Here is a 15,752-nt window from a genome sequence, read left to right as displayed (position 1 = left end):
AGCACCCGTAGCGCCTATTGGAGCAAAGCCAGCGCGATGGCCGCCGGGGATGACGTTGCCTCAAAGCTTTGAATGTCGGATTGAACCAGGAATTGCTGAACCAGCCGTTCCGTCAAGTCGTCATCCGAAAACTGCGAAATCGTTGCCGCGCCGAAACTGCTTTCCACGCGATCTTGCAGAGTTTCGACTTGCTTATCGATATCAAGTGTCGCGAAAGCACTCGGCAAGCGAAACGCGGTTTCGAATGCGGTGCGGAGAGGAGGGTTGCCAAGTACAGTATAGAATTTTGCCGTCTCGGACATGTCGTCTGTCGCGATTTCCGAAAGCTCACGCCTGAGATTCAATGCAATGCGCAGATCACCGTCGACATTCCCAACCGCTTCCTCAAACAGGCTATCTTCATTCTTGGCGACGATCTCATCAGAGAAGAAGCTGAGTTGGTTTCTCGGAAATTGGCCCGCACCAAAACCAAAAGCATCGGAAAACTCTTTGTATCGCTTGTCCGAAAGCCTATTCGACAACGCCGCGGCATCTTCGGTGCCGTCTTCCAGAACTTTCTGGATGAAGTACTTGTTGCCGATATCGTCACCAAGGCCGAAGGCGTCCAACGCAAAGGATAAGAGCCTGCGATCCTCGACCAGCTCTTCAGCCGATCTGATACCGCCAATGTTCGCGCGAAAATAGTCTTCGTCGCGTTGATAGCTTTCGGTTTGAGTGAAGGCAGCGCGCTGTGCCTCCATCGTGCGGTTCAAAAAATTCCAGCCCACCACACCACCCGTGGGCACGACAGGTTGAAACGGCATCAGTGACTCGTCGCAAGAAGACGCTCTTCCCGGGGGAGAATGCACCGCAGGGACTTGAGAGCGTGGTAGAAGTTCTGGCTCAGCACACTTTCCGTGGCCTCATTGAGCCGCGCGCGACTATCGCTGTCGCGAAACACTTGGCTGAGCTGTTCGATGCCGCGCAGAAGCTGGGGCGCGCCCTCTTCCGGAGGCACATCACCGGACAGAACCAGTTGTACGATGTAGCAGACGCGGCGCACGGGAGTTGTCACCTCATCCGGGTGGATGGCATCACGCAAACGCAGGATATTGGCATTTGGCGTGATGATGCTCAGACGGCTACGACGATCGCCATTCTCAACAACGGCACCATTTACCAGAACACGTTCTTTGGGAGAAAGTTTCAGTACCAAACCGGTCATTTCACACCTCTCTGGGAAAACAGACCCTTCATTATGCTCCGGTTGATCTCAATCAACGGATCCACGGTCTCCGTTCCGTTCAGAACGTGAGAGGTGTGCAATCGCGTGAATTCCGCAAGATACACGATCTGCCCTCTAAGCATGACAGGGAGCATGTTGCCATCCTCGAGAACATCACTTGCCAGGGTCAACCAAAGACGCCGGTTATCATGTAAGGCGGTCACAAATTCTGAGTAATTCTCTTTGGCGGTCTCGCGATAGCGCACTAACGCACTGGTGATATTGGCAAACAGCTCATACTCGATACTTTGCGGTGTTCGAGTGGCGCTCTTGCTTTGTGTGTAAGCCATTTGGCTGCGGGCGTAAGCGTTCATCGTGATCTTCCGGCTAGAGACAGGAATTGGGTCAGAAATGGCCCCGCAGCATTCCTACTGCGAGGCCATCGGACTTATCTGAAGAGCGCCAGAATGTTCTGCGGCGCCTGGTTCGCAATCGACAGCGACTGCGTACCGAGCTGCTGTTGCACCTGCAGCGCCTGCAGTCGGGCGGATGCCTCTTCCATATCCGCATCGACCAGCGACCCGATCCCGGACTGGAGAGAGTCGGTCAGGCGGCCGATAAAGTCGGACTGGATTTCCACCCGGCTTTGCACGGAACCGAAGGCCGAAGCAGCGTCAACAGCGGTGTTGATCAGGCTCTCGATGTTGTCGAGCGCATTTGCAGCGCCTTCCTTCGTGGTGACATCAATGCCGTCCAGACCGACCAGACCACCAGACGCCGTGCCACCGGAACCATCATCAACAGTCAGGGACACATTGGTGGAGCCACTGTTATCAATCTGGATACTGGGAGGAGACGTGGTCGGGTCATCCGACAGATTGACCTGAACCGAGATCCCGGCAACGCCACCTGCATCCACAACCCGCTTCAGGCCGGTTGCAACGTCATTCAGAGTATCACCGTCCTTGGCAACATAGTTGAATGTCTTGCCATCCAGAGCAATCTGGAAGCCATCGCCTTCATTCACGACACCGCCAGTATTGCCCGCGCCACCGAGAGAGATGGTTTCAGCGCGCGCCACAAGGGTTGCCGCATTGCCGGCACCTGCAGCGGACTGAGCGCCACCTGCGTCAGGGTCAACATTGACCGTGGTACTCGGCGAGGAGCCCTGGATCGTGATCGACTCGAACGCATTGGTCGACGAAACCGTCACCTCACCCGCGCCAGTCACGCTCGTGGTCACGCCCTCGACACCGAGATTGGCCAAGCCAGCCGCAACGATATCGTCAAGGTCGCCAACCGCGAGGGCGGAACCGCTGTTATTGGTGTAAGTGAACTGCTCGTCACCGAAGTCGATGGTAATGGTGTCACCATTCGCGAGGTCGGTTGCGAGCGTGAGCGTCGCGTCATTGGCGGCATTCGACAGAGTTGCACCGGCGCCAACCGAATAGGTCCCATCATCGGCAACGGAGCCGATCCGGCTCAGAGCGTCCGTGGTTGACAGGGTCCCGCTATCGGAGGTCAGGTTCTGACCATTGAAAGCGATGCTGCTCGCGGTGACATTTCCGGAGGAGTCGCGGTCGAGAGACGACAGGATCGACGTGGCATCAAAGTTGTCGACCAGGTTCTTGCCGTTGAACTGAGCCGCGCTGATGACCGAATTGATCTGCTCTTTCAGAGCGTCGATGTCAGTTTGGATCTTGTCGGCAGGGACGCTGTCTTCCTGCGAGGCAACGATCTTGCCTTTGATCTCCGTCAGCAAGTCGCTGACAGTCTCAGCAGCGTTCCGGGCCACCGCCACGGTGGATTCACCGAGAGACAGGCTCTCAGAGATCGCCTTGAAGCCTTTCACATCAGCTTCCATGACCTTGGAAATTGCCCAGATCGCGGCGTTGTCTTTCGCAGTTGCAACGGATTTACCCGTCGAGATTTCGTCCTGTGTCTTGCTCAGGTTGGAGTTGATTGTCTTCAGGGTCTGAAGTGCAACCATCGCACTGTTATTGGTCAGAATACTAGACATCTGCGTTCCTTGGTTAGGTGGCGCTTTTGCGCCTTGTCTTTGCTAAGGCCTGTTGGCCAACGGACACGTCTTTCTGACGTAGCGGCTGTTACCCGCGTCACCTTGTGGGTGCTCCATGACTGTGACGGCGACTCAATAAGACAGGCTTAATGCGCTCCCCCAAGACCGCGTAATATCGCTACAATTTTCAGAGCTTTTTAGAATGACCACGCGCATTCGCACCGATGTTCACGGCACCGCCAACCGCCGTATAACTGGAAAAGGCGCGATCCGGCTTTTCGGCCGACCGGATCCGAGCGGACACGTCCTTCAAGGCACGCATCACCTCGCTCATCAGACTGCGGTTGCGATTGGCCAATTGCCCAATCGTCTGGGCTGCAGCCGGTTTCAACGTCTTCGGATCGAGCCCCCTGAGCAGAGTTTCCTTCTTCGCCGACAATGCGGCGATATCGTCAAACTTCCCGGTTTTGAGAATCTCGTATTCGCGCTCGAGGCATTCAACGATCTGCTTCGACGGATTCGGTTTATTCCACATCTTTGACTTCCTTCATGGCGTTGAAGAGCGATTCTGCCAGACCGATCAAGCCTGTCTCAGCCACCGATTTTGCATGGGCGTCTCGCAGAAATGAGGCAAACTGGTCCTCGCCAATTCCGCCGCCCATCGTACTCGGCGTCTCGCCAAACTTGGCGGCCTTGAGCATTTCCGACAGGAAAACAGCTTCGAGGTTTTGCGCGGCATCCCGGAGAGCCTTGTCCTCCGCAGAGGGCTGTGGGGTCTGTCCAACCGCGCCATTAATCGGGGTGAGAGCGATTCTATCCATGCCCCAGTCATGCGTAGCCAGGGTAAAGAAGTAGTAAGGAATGATCGCTAGGGATGACCGAATACCAGTGCCCAGAAGGTCACCATGCACCTAGAGATATCCCGTATACTTCCTGCCCCGCCCGCAACCGATGGCGCGCCCAAGTCTTTCGCAAGGACCGGTGGCGACGCGTCACGTTCAGAGACCGAGGCGGACAGGAACAGCTTTCTCGAAACCTTTCAGGCGGAAGACCCTCGCACGAATGCCAAGAGCGCAGCAGGGACACCGGCGCCTGGCGAAGACGGCCCGAAATCAGAGGGCGCTGCCACGAAACCAGCTGATGATGGGGACGCAGTTGACGCCCAATCCGACCCAGCCCGTCCAATGGAAACCGACGCCGGCAAGACCGCGGCGGCGGCTCCGGACATGCGTATCGACGCGGAGAACACGACTGCGACTGGGGGGAGCGATGCGGAGAAAGGGCTACAGAATACAAGCTCGTCGATCTCTGCCGGCGCTGTTTCCGAAAGACCGTCGAAAAGCGTTGAGGCATTCCCAGTGCTCGGAGCCCCAAAGCAACTGGTCGAGACGGGCGCGGTAAACGCCGAACCGCTGGCAGGTCAAATGGACCGCCCGGAAACCTCGGTCAGACCTCCGCTCATGACATCGGCATCTCCCGGTGCTTTGGAGGCCATGGGCGCACCCTTGGTCGCAAAGACACAGCCATCCGCTATTTCTGACCGTCCGATGCCGACACCCATCCCGGTCTCGACTTCGGCCGAACCTCGCGGCGCCTCGAACATCTTGGCAGGCGTCATACCAGCGTCCCGGTCGACCGGACCGAACGACCTCGCAGGACAGAAAACTGACGGGGTCGTGCCCACCAGACGTCCGGGGGATGTGACCGCTGGGATCTCGAACCAAACGCCTTCGGACAAGATAGCCAAGGCTGTCGCAAACGCACCGCAGCAAGGACAACCCTCTTCAATGACCCTGAGCGAAACCGCATTCGGCATGCGAGCAGCTGCGACAGGGGCTTCGACCGCAGAAACAGTTTCCCGAGATTCGTCTTTCGACATGCAGGGGCCACCACGCTTTCCAGTCGTGTCTGGCACAGTCCCCAGCGCTTTGGCCGCCCGCGGTCCGAATACTGCTCCGGGGAGCGGGCCAAACCCGGCCGCGGACATCGGCGAGACGCCCCGGACGCCAGAGGCCAACAGATCGAACATGTCGGGCAACGCTGTGCCCGGTACGCAGGATGAGGGCTTATCCACGAAAGCACAGATACCCCCCATGTCGTCATCAGCCGCAGGGATCCCTGCGCCCGGACCCGCCGAGGGCCCGGACGTCGCGCGTGAACCGGCAATTGCGACGGCGGCCAAGCTGCCGCTGGGGGACATTGAAGCCCCCGGAGCAAGCGGTTCCCAACTTCGCGCAGAGATCAGACAGGTTGTCGCAGCGCCCGTCGCCGCGACGGGTGATCTGGAACCTCCGACGAAAACCCCGGAGCAAGGATCATTCCCGCGCGCGGAGGTGAAAGGTGACGCCTCCCCTGCATCAGGCAATCAAAATACGCCCTCGGGATCGGCAGGTTCAGCCCCTCCGTCCACGGCAGTGCAAACGCAAAGCCCGGTACAACCTGCCGCAGCGAAACAGGCCCCGCCTATGTCGAGAGATGACCAAGGCGGGACCGATACGGCGCAGCGGCTTTCGAACCGCGTTAATACTGAAACCACGCAAATGCGGGCTCAGTTCGGGCTGGGACAGAGTGGTCAAACCACGACGGTTGCAGCGCAGTCTGGCCTGACGACGACCGCAGCTCCGTCCCCTGCCACCGTGTCAAACAAACTCGACACGTTCGAGGACCTCACACTTGGCGGACCTTCATCCCCCGCCGATACCTCCACGACGCGTAGCGAAATTGCAGCGACGGCTGGCCAGCGGAGCAATCCGACTGCGCAAGCCATCCTGGCACAGCTGCAGGCCGCACTCCCCAAGGCGAATGGCGAGGCGACCGAGATTCTGCTGAACCCGGAGGAACTCGGGCGCGTGCGCATGACGCTTTCGGGCGGCGATGGCGTAGGCTCGGTTCTGTTGCAGGTGGAGCGCCCGGAAACGCTCGATCTGATACGCCGCAATATCGAGCAGATGCGCTCTGAGCTTGCCGAGGCTGGCTGGGAATCCGTTACCTTCAACTTCGCGCAAGGCGGGTCGGGCTCGTCCGAGGGCTCGCCTGATCACGGCCAATCCGGGCACACCCCAGGGTCTGCCGTGCCTGCTGAGACCGCCCAAGAAACACCACTTCCGGCTTCACGCGCCAATGCTTCCGCGTCGGGCTTGGACCTGAGACTATAGGAGACACCATGGACGCTGTTTCAGGGGTCACTTCGACCACCGCACAAACCAGCACTTCGTCGAGCTCAAACTCCGCCACGGCCATCGCCTCGGATTTCGAGACGTTCCTGACCATGCTGACCACACAGCTCGAGAATCAGGACCCCCTGGATCCGGTGGACAGCCAGGACCTCGCGGTTCAGCTCGCGACCTTCTCCGGGGTTGAACAGCAAACGCGGACCAATGCCCTGCTGGAGGATCTCGGCGGTCAGATGGGGTTGATGAACCTCTCCCAACTGGCCAGTTGGGTCGGGATGGACGCTCTGGCCTCGGGCGAGCTCTACTTCGATGGGTCTCCAATCGAGATCCGACCGGAGATCCCGGCCGTCGCCGATACGGCCGAGCTGGTCGTGTTCCGCTCCGATGGCACCGAGGTGCAACGCCTCGCCATGGACACGTCTGCGGAAACCGCCCTTTGGGCCGGGGTCGGCGCCGATGGCAATCCCCTGCCGGACGGTGCCTATACTCTGGCGGTGGCTTCCACAGCCCGGGGCGAGGAGCTGCCCTTGGGCCAGGTCTCCGCCTATCGTGAAGTCCTCGAGGTGAAAGCGTCGGGTGGCGGGACGCAACTTGTCACCGAAGGCGGCATCGAAGTGGACTCCTCTTCCGTGATCAGTCTGAGGCAACCTCTCTAGAACCGATCTGGTCAGCCCCGCTCTCTCTGGCTATAGCTCCGCGCCATGGCCGGCTCGCGTCCCCAGACCAGACTGACGGAGATTTCCGTCGCCTTGCGCAGGACCCTTGCGGATCTGGGCCTCTCCGAGGACAAGCTGCAGCGGATCGACAAGGGGGGGACCAGCCATGTCTGGTTGCATGATGCGGCGGATGGCCCCTCCACCATCCTGAAGGCTTCGAGCGTGGATCGCGGCACTCCTCTGTTTCCGAATGATCCGCAAGCAGAATGGGAGGCGATGAAACGGCTGAGCAGCAAAGCCTTGTCGCCCTTTCCCCTGTCGATCCGCGCGCTTGAGGGGGGGACAACGCTGCTGGTGTCCCAATATCTGCGGCCCGAAGGCCCCGTCACGACCGAAGCGCTGGCTGAAGTGCTGCGCCGAGTTCACAAGACCCCCGGATGGGCCGGGTTGGCCCGGCGGTCTCACGACACCCAGGAGTTGCGCGCGCAAGGGGTCAGCATGCTTTCGAAAAGTAGCGCGCCGGCATGGCTGATGAACCTCGCTCCAAAGGCCGTGGCTGAAACCCTGACGTCCCCTCTGGTCCTTGTTCACCGAGACCTGGTGCCCGCCAATGCCGCGATGCTGGCGACCGGCGCAGCTGTTGCTTTGGACTGGCAGTGCCCGGCCCTCGGGGATCCTTGCGAAGACATTGCGCATGCGACGTCGCCGGGCATGCAATCTCTGTCTGACACGCCAGTCGTCATCAAGGACACGGACTTGCTCAGGGCCTACGGGGACGCAGAGGTGTCGCGCGCCTATATCCGGCGCGCACCTTTCTATCGCTGGCGCATGGCCTGTTACTGCCAGTGGCAGCTGGACCGAGGGCAGCTGGACTATGCCACTGCGCTGGACCGGGAATGCACCGCCCTAGAAGAGGCCCGCGAGCGCGCCGATCGTACCTGCTGAGACGGCCCCGGCGAAAAACCAGGCCCAGCCCGGAACCCGTGCCACCTTGGGCGGCGGCGTGGCCAATGTGGTCTGGCGAATGAGCGCGGCTTCCGCAAGCTGCGGCAAGCGGGGACCGAACTTGCCCAGAACCCGAACCGTCGCGGTCAGGTCCCGTAGCAGGGCCTTGGGCCCCACATTTTGCGCGATATAGGATCCAACGATCGGCTGCGCGACTTCCCAGATATTGATCCGCGGGTTCAAGGAACGGGCCACCCCTTCGACCACGACCATGGTGCGCTGCAACAGGATCAGTTCGGTCCGTGTTTCCATCCCGAACCGCTCGGTAACCTCGAAGAGATAGGCCAATAGTCGCGCCATGGAGATGCGCGAGGCATCCATACCGAAAATCGGCTCCCCGACCGAGCGCAGCGCCTGCGCGAACTGATCGATATCCCGGTCTGCGGGCACGTATCCCGCCTCGAAATGAACCTCGGCGACCCGGCGATAGTCTTTCTGGATGAACCCCATGAGGATCTCGGCATAGACCCGTCGGGTATACTCGTCGATCCGCCCCATGATGCCGAAATCGAGCGCGATGATGTCCCCGGACGGCCCGACCTTGAGGTTGCCCTGATGCATATCCGCGTGGAAATAGCCGTCACGCAGGGCCTGACTGAGAAACAGCGACAGCACCCGGCTGCCCAATTCCATCGTGTCGAGTCCGGCCGCGCGGATGGCATCGACATCATGCATCGGAAGGCCTTCGACCCAAGACAGGGTCATGACCCGGCGCGCCGAGAGATCCCAATGAACCTCAGGGACCTTGAACCCGGCATCCTGCGCAGTGGTCGCCGCGAACTCTCCGGCGGCGGAGGCCTCGAGCCGGAGATCCAGCTCCCCCATGACCACGCCTTCGAAATGCTCGATCACATCGATGGGCCGCAAGCGCCGCGCGCCGGGCGCAAAGAGCGAAACCGCCTGTGCGATCAGGTAGAAGGCGTCGATATCCTTGCGGAACGCCTTTTCGATCCCCGGGCGCAGGACCTTGATCGCAACGGCCTCGCCGGTCTCGGCAAGCCGCGCCTTGTGAACCTGAGCGATCGAGGCCGCGGCCACGGGCGGCGAGAAGTCGGAGAATACGCTTTCCACCGGCATCTCCAACTCGCGGGCCACTTCGCGCTTGGCCTCCTCGGCGGTGAAGGGCGGCAGCTTGTCCTGCAGCACCTTCAACTGATCCGCCAGCTCCTGCCCGACCACATCCGGCCGGGTCGAGAGGATCTGTCCGAACTTGATATAGGCCGGCCCGAGCGCGGTCAGCGCCCGGGTCACCGGTGGCATGCTCTCATCCCCCTTGAGCCCGAGCCACTGGAACGGCCAGCCCAGCACCCGCGCCGCCAGCCGCAAGGCGGGGGGCGCATCCATCGCCTCGAGCGCCACGCGCATGGCCCCTGTCCGCTCAAAGGTGGCTCCGGTTCGGATCAGGCGCCAGAAGTTGTGGGGTCCGCGCATCCTAGAGCTTCCACCCGGAATGCAGCGCGGCGATCCCGAAGCTCAGATTGCGATACTTCACCTGTTCGAACCCGGCGCCGCGGATCATATCGGCAAAGGTCTCCTGATCCGGGAAACGCCGGATGGATTCCACGAGATACTGATAGCTGTCGCGGTCATTCGCCACCATCTGCCCCATGGGCGGGATCACGTTGAAAGAATAGAGGTCATAAGCTTTCTGCAGCCCGGGATTGGGCAGCTGGCTGAATTCGAGCACCATCAACCGACCGCCCGGCTTGAGCACGCGAAAGGCCTCGGACAGCGCATCGGCGATCCGGGTCACGTTCCGGATGCCGAAACTGATCGTATAGACGTCGAAGCTGTTACTCTCGAAGGGCAGCGCCATGGCATCGCCCACCAGCCAATCGAGCCGCGTGTCCATCGCCTCGGCCTCGGCGCGCTGCCGCCCGGCGACCAACATACTCTCGGTCAGGTCGAGCACCACGGCCTCGGCGCCGGGGGCCCGCTTGAGGAATCGGAAAGAGATATCCCCCGTGCCGCCCGCCACATCGAGCAGACGCTGACCATCCCGCGGGGCCAGCCAATCCATCATCGCATCCTTCCAGACCCGGTGCAGACCGGCGGACATCAGGTCATTCATCACATCGTATTTCGACGCGACATTCGTGAAGACACCCTGCACGAGCGAGGCCTTGTCCTGCTCGGCCACCGTCTGGTAGCCGAAATGCGTGGTTTTCTCATTCTTCTCGGTCATGTGCTCTTGCCATCGGTGGATGCTGCCCCCTCCTTATAGGCTGCGTCTTGGCGGTGACAACGTGCTGCAACGCAGGGGGAGCTGATGCCTGAACTTCCAGAGGTCGAAACGGTCTGTCGCGGGCTGGATCCGGTCATGACCGGTCAGCGGATTGTCGCGGCAGATGTGCGGCGCCCGGATTTGCGCTGGCCCCTGCCCGAACGCATGGCCGAACGCCTCAGCGGGGCAAGGGTGCAGCGGCTCGGACGGCGCTCGAAATACATCCTCGCCGAGCTCGACACGGGCGAGACCCTGATCATCCATCTCGGTATGTCCGGGCGCATTCTGATCCACGCCCCGGAGGCGGCAAAACCTGCCCATGGCCCCGGGGCGTTTCACCACACCTTGCCCGCACTCGAGAAACACGACCATGTGGTCTTTGACTTCGAGACCGGCGCGCGGGTGGTTTTCAACGATGCGCGGCGCTTCGGGGCGATGGATCTCGCCCCGAGCGACGCGGTCGAGGCCCATCCGATGCTTGCCAGTCTCGGGCCCGAGCCACTGGGGAACGCCTTTGACGAGGACTATCTCGTGGTACGCCTCAAGGGCCGGAACACACCGATCAAATCCGCCCTGCTCGATCAGAAGATCATCGCAGGGCTTGGCAACATTTATGTCTGCGAGGCTCTCTACCGGGCCGGGATCGCGCCACACCGCAAGGCCGCGCGGATCTCGGAAGCCCGGGTGCGCAGCCTTGTGCCGATCATCCGCACGGTGCTTGGCGAGGCCATCGAGGCGGGTGGGTCCTCTTTGAAAGACTATCGGCAAACCGATGGCGATCTGGGGTATTTCCAGCACCGATTCCGCGTTTACGACCGCGAAGGCGCGTCCTGCCAGACGCCGGGATGCCCAGATGTAGTGCGCCGGATCGTGCAATCAGGCAGATCGTCCTTCTATTGTCCGAGCTGCCAAAGATAACCTTGCACCCCGCGCTCCAGTTGGTAACCCTGCCCGGGCTGGGAACAACGGGAGCGGCTGAATGGCCTACAACACGCTGATCGTCGATGTGGAGGACCATGTCGCACTGATCCGGCTGAACAGACCGGACGCGCTGAATGCTCTGAACACGGAACTTCTCCAAGAGCTCGCCAAGGCGTTGAAGACCGCGGAAGAGAACGAGAAGGTCCGCTGCATCATTCTGACCGGGTCCGACAAGGCCTTTGCCGCCGGTGCCGATATCAAGGAAATGTCCGACAAGACCTTCGTGGATGTGTTCGGGTCGGACCTGTTCGGGCCCGAGGTCGAGCGCCTGCTGAACTGCCGCAAGCCGATCATCGCCGCGGTGTCGGGCTATGCCCTGGGCGGCGGGTGCGAGATCGCCATGATGTGCGATTTCATCATCGCGTCGGAAACCGCGAAATTCGGCCAACCCGAGATCAATCTCGGCGTGGTCGCCGGGATCGGCGGCACGCAGCGCCTGACCCGCTTTGTCGGCAAGTCGAAATCCATGGACATGCACCTGACAGGCCGGTTCATGGACGCGCAAGAGGCCGAACGCTCCGGCCTCGTCAGCCGGGTCGTCCCGGTGAAAAAGCTGATGGAAGAGGCGATGGGCGCGGCCCACAAGATTGCCGAGAAGTCACAGCTGACGGCGATGGCGGTGAAGGAGGCGGTCAACCGCTCCTACGAGACATCGCTGCGCGAGGGGCTGTTGTTCGAACGGCGTTTGTTCCACGCCATGTTCGCCACCGAGGACCAGAGCGAGGGCATGGGCGCCTTCCTCGAGAAGCGCGAACCGCAGTTCCGGGACAAATAGGGCATTTGCCCTGTTCACAGGTTGACTTGACCGCGAGTCGCTTCTATTGGAGCGGTTCAGAATTTTACTCGTGACATCAAGTGGGAGGCCTCATGGCCAACTCGCCTCAGGCAAAGAAACGCGCGCGCCAGAACGAGCGTCGCGCTGACGTTAACAAGGCGCGTCGGTCGCGCATCCGCACGTATCTGCGCAAGGTGGAAGAAGCCATTGCGTCCGGGGACTATGCGGTGGCCACCGATGCTCTGCGCTCGGCTCAACCGGAGCTGATGCGGGGCGTGACGAAGGGCATCGTGCACAAGAACACGGCAGCCCGGAAAATGTCGCGCCTGACCAAGCGGGTGAAAGCGCTCAGCGCCTGATCGCTCACCCTCAGGTTGAAAAAAATTTGAAAGCGCCTCCATTCGGGGGCGTTTTTGCTTTTATGACGGAATTCCCCAGCATTTCATGAACCTTACTCGGCCAGCCCGACATCAACCCAGGGTTGTGTAAAGATTCGATGAACGATATCCCCGGAGTCAACAAAGAAGATTTGTTGCGAGACCGGTGGACCAGTTGATACCCATGTCCCAGCGAGTCACACGGAAGTGAGTTAGGATATGAGCGCGGGCCCAAATCCCGTCGTAGGAGAGGCTTTGCCTCATGACGTCTGGGACAGTCTCTCACAGGATGCAAACGCGGTGTTGGTGGATGTCAGATCTGCCGCAGAGTGGGCGTTCGTGGGCGTGCCCGATCTCAGCGATCTCGGCCGTGCGCCCATTCAAGTCGAATGGGCCAGCTTCCCCGAGATGTCTCGGAACGTGGACTTCGCACAGCAGGTGCTGGACGCCCTTGGAGGAGCTGCTCCCTCCCAGGCGTTTTTTATCTGCCGGTCCGGGGCACGCTCACTCAGTGCTGCACAGACCATGGCGCAAGCGTTTGCCGAGCGAGGCGAGTCGGTCGTTTGCGTGAACGTGACGGAGGGTTTTGAAGGAGACCTGAACGACGAGAAGCACCGCGGCACGCGGTGTGGATGGAAGGCACGTGGACTGTCATGGGTGCAGTCCTAAACACTTATAAAAAGGGCAAAAAATGACCGAAGACACTTGGGGGAGTGTTCAGAATGATCTGCTTAAGACTGTCGGGCAAAACAACTACCTTACTTGGATCGAGCCACTGAAATTCACGGACTGCCGCGAAGGGGTCGTCCGTTTCGAAGCACCATCAAACTTTGTCGGAAACTGGGTCGCACGGAACTACCGTGACGATATTCTGCAGCATCTCTTGTCGGCGGGCGTACAGGTGAACCGCATCGAATTCGATGTTGCACGTCTGGCCGCCACGGCCCGGAACAATGCATCCGTAGCCAAGACTGCGGCACCCGCGACAAAGGCAACACCGGCGGCAGGCGAAAAGCCGGTTCCGTCCGCGTCGCTGCAAAGTGCTCCGCTGGACTCGCGACTGACATTCGAGAACTTCGTGGTCGGCAAACCGAACGAGCTGGCGCATGCATCCGCACGGCGCGTGGCCGAAGGGGGACCGGTGTCGTTCAACCCGTTGTTCCTCTATGGAGGCGTCGGTCTTGGAAAGACACATCTGATGCATGCCATTGCCTGGGAAGCCTGCTCACGCAACCCAGAGTTGAAAGTGCTGTATCTTTCGGCAGAACAATTCATGTATCGCTTTGTTCGCGCTCTGCGCGATCGAAACACCATGGAGTTCAAGGAGCTGTTCCGCTCGGTTGACCTGCTCATGGTGGATGATGTGCAGTTCATCGCAGGCAAGGACAGCACCCAGGATGAGTTCTTCCACACGTTCAACTCGCTGATCGATCAGAACAAGCAGATCATCATCTCGGCGGACCGCGCACCGGGCGAGATCGACGGGCTCGAGGATCGGATCCAGTCGCGCTTGTCGAGCGGTCTTGTCGTGGACCTGCATCCGACGGATTACGAGTTGCGGCTCGGGATCCTGCAACAACGGCTTCAGGATCACATCGCCAACGGCGAATCGATCCATATCGATGACGGGGTGCTGGAGCTTCTGGCGCAACGGATCTCGACCAATGTGCGCGTGCTCGAAGGGGCCTTGAACCGCCTTTTCGCGTTCTCGTCCCTGGTGGGTCAGCACATCACGATCGAGGTCGCGCAAGAGGCCTTGTCGGACATGATCCGGGCCAATGATCGGCGGGTGACCGTGGACGAGATCATGCAGACGGTCTCGAAATTCTACAACGTGCGCATGACCGATCTTCTTGGCCCCCGCCGCACGCGGGCCATCGCGCGCCCGCGGCAGTTGGCCATGTATCTGGCCAAGACCCTGACCACCCGGTCGCTGCCGGAGATCGGGCGTCGCTTCGGCGGCCGCGACCACACCACGGTCATTCATGCGGTCAAACGGATCGAGGCCCTGCGCGACGAAGACCCGCAGGTCAAAGAAGACCTGCAGATCCTGACCCGGACCCTTCAGGTCTGACCGGGACAGGCCATAGGCCCGCAACAGGTAGGCGGGCCTTGACGCCCCCCTCAAACCATTGGAAGTTCGCATTTAGCGCTTGAGCACTGTGCAAGAATGCTTAGGCTCGAGCGCTCCCGGGGGGCATAGGACAACGCTATGAAAATCAGCATCGAGCGGGCCACTCTTCTTAGGGCCGTTAGCCAGGCGCAATCGGTTGTCGAGCGGCGCAACACCATTCCGATCCTAGCGAATGTGCTGATCGAGGCCGAGGGCGATGCCGTAAGCTTTCGCGCCACGGATCTGGATATCGAGGTGGTGGATCGGGTCTCTGCGCAGGTCGAGCGCGCGGGGGCGACGACCGTGCCGGCCGTAACACTGCACGAAATTGTCCGGAAACTCCCGGATGGTGCGCTTGTCCAACTGATCGATGACAGTGCCAAGGGACGGCTGGAAGTTGTCGCCGGACGGTCGAACTTCTCGCTCGCGACCCTGCCCCGCGAAGATTTCCCTGTGATGACAACGGCGGAATACACGAGCAACTTCGCGGCCCCCGCGAAGGTTCTGAGGCGGCTGTTCGAAAAGTCCAAGTTCGCGATTTCGACCGAAGAAACCCGTTACTATCTCAACGGTGTGTACATGCATGTCGCGGATGGTGAGGACGGTCGCTGCCTGCGCTGTGTGGCAACCGATGGACACCGACTGGCGCGCATCGATACGGACTTGCCGGATGCGGCCGAGACAATGCCGGGCGTGATCGTCCCCCGCAAAACCGTGGGAGAGCTTCGCAAACTCCTGGAAGACGATGACGCGCAGATCGCCGTGTCGGTGTCTGAAACGAAAGTCCGTTTCGCGACCCCCGAGATTACGCTCACCTCCAAGGTGATCGATGGCACCTTCCCGGATTATACCCGGGTCATCCCCATGGGGAATTCGCGCAAACTCGAAGTGGATGCGTCTGAGTTTGCCAAGGCTGTGGATCGAGTGGCAACGGTCAGTTCCGAACGGTCTCGCGCCGTGAAGCTGGCGCTGGACGAAGATCGTTTGGTCTTGTCGGTCAACGCCCCCGATAGCGGCGCCGCTGAAGAGGAGCTTGCCGTGGCCTATGGCGATGAGCGGCTCGAGATCGGTTTCAATGCGAAGTACCTTCTGGAGATCGCAAGCCAGGTTGATCGTGAGAACGCCGTGTTTCTCTTCAACTCCGCCGCTGACCCCACGATGATGCGCGAAGGCGGCGATTCTTCAGCAGTCTACGTCGTCATGCCCATGCGGGTGTGATCGCGT

The 15,752-nt window shown here is 60.6% G+C and carries 18 protein-coding genes; 9 read left to right on the top strand and 9 right to left on the bottom strand.

Annotated features, from left to right (window positions below):
* Positions 1-14 precede the first annotated feature (14 nt).
* From ACP15I_RS09180 to ACP15I_RS09150, 7 genes are all read right to left on the bottom strand, one after another.
* Positions 15-803, bottom strand: coding sequence for a DUF1217 domain-containing protein (locus ACP15I_RS09180; protein ID WP_424974826.1), 789 nt, complete (start codon positions 801-803; stop codon positions 15-17).
* Positions 803-1,204, bottom strand: a complete 402-nt coding sequence (gene flbT / locus ACP15I_RS09175; RefSeq protein WP_424966304.1) for a flagellar biosynthesis repressor FlbT — start codon at positions 1,202-1,204, stop codon at positions 803-805. The genes ACP15I_RS09180 and flbT overlap by 1 nt, the downstream gene beginning before the upstream one ends.
* Positions 1,201-1,578, bottom strand: coding sequence for a flagellar biosynthesis regulator FlaF (gene flaF / locus ACP15I_RS09170; protein ID WP_424974825.1), 378 nt, complete (start codon positions 1,576-1,578; stop codon positions 1,201-1,203). Before flaF ends, flbT begins: the two co-directional genes overlap by 4 nt.
* Before the next feature lie 74 nt (positions 1,579-1,652).
* Positions 1,653-3,224, bottom strand: a complete 1,572-nt coding sequence (locus ACP15I_RS09165; protein WP_424966302.1) for a flagellin — start codon at positions 3,222-3,224, stop codon at positions 1,653-1,655.
* Between the two features lie 187 nt (positions 3,225-3,411).
* The gene (locus ACP15I_RS09160) at positions 3,412-3,759 is read right to left on the bottom strand and encodes a hypothetical protein (protein ID WP_424974824.1); all 348 of its coding nucleotides are present in this window, start codon (positions 3,757-3,759) and stop codon (positions 3,412-3,414) included.
* A complete protein-coding gene (locus tag ACP15I_RS09155; RefSeq protein WP_424974823.1) occupies positions 3,749-4,045 on the bottom strand; it encodes a rod-binding protein in 297 nt (98 codons plus the stop codon). Before ACP15I_RS09155 ends, ACP15I_RS09160 begins: the two co-directional genes overlap by 11 nt.
* Positions 4,046-4,644: 599 nt before the next feature.
* On the bottom strand, positions 4,645-4,842 hold the full coding sequence (locus ACP15I_RS09150) for a hypothetical protein (RefSeq protein ID WP_424974822.1): 198 nt from the start codon (positions 4,840-4,842) through the stop codon (positions 4,645-4,647).
* Between the two features lie 847 nt (positions 4,843-5,689).
* On the opposite strand from ACP15I_RS09150, the gene ACP15I_RS09145 reads away from it, so the two are divergent.
* From ACP15I_RS09145 to ACP15I_RS09135, 3 genes are read left to right on the top strand one after another with little or no spacing between them, the layout of a single operon-like run.
* Positions 5,690-6,379, top strand: a complete 690-nt coding sequence (locus ACP15I_RS09145; RefSeq protein WP_424974821.1) for a flagellar hook-length control protein FliK — start codon at positions 5,690-5,692, stop codon at positions 6,377-6,379.
* Positions 6,380-6,387: 8 nt separating this feature from the next.
* Complete coding sequence (locus tag ACP15I_RS09140) at positions 6,388-7,053, top strand: flagellar hook capping FlgD N-terminal domain-containing protein (RefSeq protein ID WP_424974820.1); 666 nt, start codon at positions 6,388-6,390, stop codon at positions 7,051-7,053.
* Between the two features lie 45 nt (positions 7,054-7,098).
* Positions 7,099-7,998 (top strand): phosphotransferase, encoded by a 900-nt coding sequence (locus ACP15I_RS09135; protein ID WP_424974819.1) that lies wholly within the window; start codon positions 7,099-7,101, stop codon positions 7,996-7,998.
* On the opposite strand, the gene ubiB is transcribed toward ACP15I_RS09135, so the two are convergent.
* Complete coding sequence (gene ubiB, locus ACP15I_RS09130) at positions 7,960-9,489, bottom strand: 2-polyprenylphenol 6-hydroxylase (RefSeq protein WP_424974818.1); 1,530 nt, start codon at positions 9,487-9,489, stop codon at positions 7,960-7,962. The two genes, ACP15I_RS09135 and ubiB, sit on opposite strands and share 39 nt — an antisense overlap.
* Position 9,490: 1 nt before the next feature.
* Entirely contained in the window at positions 9,491-10,243 is a 753-nt protein-coding gene (gene ubiE, locus ACP15I_RS09125; RefSeq protein WP_424974817.1) for a bifunctional demethylmenaquinone methyltransferase/2-methoxy-6-polyprenyl-1,4-benzoquinol methylase UbiE, read from the bottom strand.
* Positions 10,244-10,327: 84 nt separating this feature from the next.
* On the opposite strand from ubiE, the gene mutM reads away from it, so the two are divergent.
* The 6 genes from mutM to dnaN all read left to right on the top strand — a co-directional run bounded on the left by mutM (position 10,328) and on the right by dnaN (position 15,746).
* Positions 10,328-11,200 (top strand): bifunctional DNA-formamidopyrimidine glycosylase/DNA-(apurinic or apyrimidinic site) lyase, encoded by an 873-nt coding sequence (mutM, locus tag ACP15I_RS09120; protein ID WP_424974816.1) that lies wholly within the window; start codon positions 10,328-10,330, stop codon positions 11,198-11,200.
* Positions 11,201-11,261: 61 nt separating this feature from the next.
* A complete protein-coding gene (locus ACP15I_RS09115; RefSeq protein ID WP_424966292.1) occupies positions 11,262-12,038 on the top strand; it encodes an enoyl-CoA hydratase in 777 nt (258 codons plus the stop codon).
* A gap of 92 nt (positions 12,039-12,130) precedes the next feature.
* Entirely contained in the window at positions 12,131-12,397 is a 267-nt protein-coding gene (gene rpsT / locus ACP15I_RS09110; RefSeq protein WP_424966291.1) for a 30S ribosomal protein S20, read from the top strand.
* 273 nt (positions 12,398-12,670) lie between these two features.
* Entirely contained in the window at positions 12,671-13,084 is a 414-nt protein-coding gene (locus ACP15I_RS09105) for a rhodanese-like domain-containing protein (protein WP_424974815.1), read from the top strand.
* Positions 13,085-13,106: 22 nt separating this feature from the next.
* The gene (gene dnaA, locus ACP15I_RS09100) at positions 13,107-14,489 is read left to right on the top strand and encodes a chromosomal replication initiator protein DnaA (RefSeq protein WP_424966290.1); all 1,383 of its coding nucleotides are present in this window, start codon (positions 13,107-13,109) and stop codon (positions 14,487-14,489) included.
* Positions 14,490-14,627: 138 nt separating this feature from the next.
* Positions 14,628-15,746, top strand: a complete 1,119-nt coding sequence (gene dnaN, locus ACP15I_RS09095; RefSeq protein WP_424974814.1) for a DNA polymerase III subunit beta — start codon at positions 14,628-14,630, stop codon at positions 15,744-15,746.
* The last annotated feature ends 6 nt before the right edge of the window (positions 15,747-15,752 follow it).

It is taken from the genome of Dinoroseobacter sp. S124A (genome assembly GCF_049801015.1).
In the GTDB taxonomy this organism is placed as follows: domain Bacteria; phylum Pseudomonadota; class Alphaproteobacteria; order Rhodobacterales; family Rhodobacteraceae; genus Dinoroseobacter.
This window is presented reverse-complemented; position numbering and strand designations above follow the sequence as displayed.